Annotated in this window: 2 protein-coding genes; both read left to right on the plus strand. The window is 44.3% G+C overall.

What is annotated here, in order from left to right:
* Positions 1-424 precede the first annotated feature (424 nt).
* Positions 425-625: a hypothetical protein gene (locus JRI95_17070; protein MBW2063257.1), complete on the plus strand. Its 201-nt coding sequence runs from the start codon at positions 425-427 to the stop codon at positions 623-625.
* Positions 626-960: 335 nt separating this feature from the next.
* Positions 961-2,094 carry a site-specific DNA-methyltransferase gene (locus JRI95_17075; protein MBW2063258.1) on the plus strand — a complete coding sequence of 378 codons (1,134 nt, stop codon included), beginning with the start codon at positions 961-963 and terminating at the stop codon, positions 2,092-2,094.
* Positions 2,095-2,194: the final 100 nt, after the last annotated feature.

The raw sequence follows: 2,194 nt of genomic DNA on the forward strand, positions 1-2,194 counted from the left end.
CCCGCATGTGAATTTAGCTGCCTTTTTCACCAGTTGCCTGCATTCTTCAAGCGACAGCTCTTTAGCCCAAGGTCTGGGTTCAAAAGCCTCACATTCTGCCCTGTATAACCTAGCCCTTTGAAAATCCCTCATTTTTCCATCCTATTTAGAAGTCATAACTCATCCTTTTGTCCTGCCTGATTTGTGACTTCATCATCTTAACCTCCTTAATCATTCTATATACAATATAATACTTTTGTATCCACTTGTCAAGTGTTTTTTTGATTTTTTTTGAAATTTCTTTTTTCGTAAACCTATATTTATCAAGTATTTAAGATTTTGGGTGGGAAAAATTGTCCAAAACCATCAAAAAACTCTTGACTCTTCCGACGTTTTTCCTTATATTGAAAATGACGGCTGAAAAGTCCATCACAAGGAGGTGCCGATGAAGACAGGTCCGAAAGTTCCGTGGGAAGGAAGAGGCGTTGTATTGTCTGCGAGCGTTTCTCCCCAGGTTGCGGCTTTCCTCAGAGGGATGGCGGAAGACCGTAGACTGAAACCAAGCGACCTGATCCGGGAGGCGATCGAGGATTTCGTTCTGAGAAACATGGAGCTGGGGTCCCGGGAGGCCAAGGGGGAGCGGTAAGCTGGAAAATAGGAAAAAAATACTTGACAGACCACTTCTAAAGAGTTATAATCCATTAAAGAACGGATGTTAATAGGTTGAACCCTTTAATCATCGAATACTTGCTAGAGGAGGTTAAAATTGGCCAAATTCAAACCTCGGCCCAGAAACTGCAAAAACTGTGGCAAAACTTTTACCGCCAGAAGGTTTTGGGCAAAATATTGTTCAGACAGCTGTAGGATTGCTTATTGGAATAAAACCCATCCACGGCTAACGCCGGAAGAGGTCAAACAAATAAAAGAAAGGTTGGGAATCAGAGAATGAATCCAGGCACTTATTGTATTGGAAACATCTAAATGGACAACAAAATCGTCAAAATCACAGACTCAGAACTTGCCTTTGAAAAGGCCAAGGCAGAAATCCAGAAGATCCACAGCTTTGAGAAGGCCAAAGAGTACCATGACAAGGCCGAAGCACTCCTCAGCTTTTACAAGCGTCAGCACAAAGAGCGACATGACGTGCAGAACAAGATTGCTGAACTCAAAATCCTGGCCGCGCACAGGGCCGGAAAGATTCTGAAGGAGATGAAGGAGCGGGGAGAAAGGCATCCTGGCACTAAAGGACAATTAAGAGGGAAGGGCACTCTGGAGTTTCCCAGGGAAACCCCAGGACTTAAAGACCTGGCCATATCCAAAAAGCAAGCTCACGTCTGGCAAAAGATCGCTGAGCTCAAAGAAGACGAGATCGAGGAGTACAAGAGCCAGGTTGCCGCCGGAAAAGAAGATACAAAAGAGCTGACAGAGGCCGGAGTCTATCGGTATGTGGTTCAGAAAGAAAAAGAGAAAAAAAGGCAAGAGAAGGAGGAAAGAAAAAAAGCTGTCCCGAATAGAGCCGAAAGTTATCAATTGATCCATGGTGACGTAGCTGAAGTCGGAGCTCAAATCAAAGACAACTCTCTGGACTGGATCATAACCGATCCGCCGTATCCCAAAGAATACTTGCCACTTATCAAGACGCTAGCCGCCTTTTCGCTTAGAACACTGAAGCCTGGCGGTTCCTTGCTCTGCATGATAGGCCAGTCTTATCTGCCCGAGGTCATCAGAATCCTCAGCGAGCATTTAACTTATCAATGGTGCTGTGCTTATATGACTCTCGGCGCCCATACGCAAGTGTGGCAACGCAAAGTGATGACTGGTTGGAAGCCGCTTCTTTGGTTTGTCAAGGGCATATACAAGGGAGACTGGATCCATGACGTACTAAAGAGCCTTGCGCGTGAAAAGGATTATCATAAGTGGGGTCAGTCAGAGACGGGCATGGCTGATATAATTGACCAGTTCACTTATCCCGAAGAGAGCATTTGCGATCCTTTCCTTGGTGGCGGTACGACTGGTATCATTGCTGTTAAAATGAACAGATACTTTATTGGAATCGATAAAGATAAGAAGGCCATTGAAACCACAAAAAAAAGGCTTGAGGAAATACTAGAATGACAAAACCTGAGATGACCGGAAAAAGAAATTTGACATTCAGTATATGGATACGAAAAAATTTGCCGGATAGCAAAAGATTCAGATACAGAGTGAGTGACCT

The organism is Deltaproteobacteria bacterium, from assembly GCA_019308995.1.
Taxonomy (GTDB): domain Bacteria; phylum Desulfobacterota; class Desulfarculia; order Adiutricales; family JAFDHD01; genus JAFDHD01.

Coding starts and splice junctions, on each gene's coding strand:
- JRI95_17070 (MBW2063257.1), top strand. CDS start 425: ATGAAGACAGGTCCGAAAGTTCCGTGGGAAGGAAGAGGCGTTGTATTG.
- JRI95_17075 (MBW2063258.1), top strand. CDS start 961: ATGGACAACAAAATCGTCAAAATCACAGACTCAGAACTTGCCTTTGAA.